Source organism: Affinundibacterium flavidum, assembly GCF_014284175.1.
GTDB lineage: Bacteria > Pseudomonadota > Gammaproteobacteria > Burkholderiales > Burkholderiaceae_D > Undibacterium > Undibacterium flavidum.
The window spans coordinates 1-243 of sequence record NZ_JACOGA010000085.1; the positions used below are offsets into that span (position 1 = coordinate 1).

At 43.2% G+C, this 243-nt stretch carries 1 protein-coding gene; it reads right to left on the reverse strand.

Translation table 11 applies throughout. The features are described 5' to 3' along the window. On the reverse strand, positions 1-166 hold a 166-nt coding region (locus tag H8K55_RS21995; RefSeq protein WP_268978025.1), incomplete at its 3' end, for a transposase. Between the last annotated feature and the right edge of the window lie 77 nt (positions 167-243).

Consider the following 243-nt stretch of genomic DNA (forward strand, 5'->3'; position numbering starts at 1 on the left):
TGGACATGCGCGTCTTGCCACGCACACTACTGCCAGATTCATAGTGACGCGGATCGAGTCCTGCAAATGCAATTGCTTTCTTCACTGAGGTAAATCGCTCTGTATCAGCATAGTAGGAAAGCAAAATGGCGATGGTGCGTTCTCCTAAACCAGGTATGCTATCCAATAATTTCTGCTTATCTTTTAAGTCCGGATCGTTCCGAGTATGGTCGTTAATTAAACAAATCAGTGCTTTAATTTCTT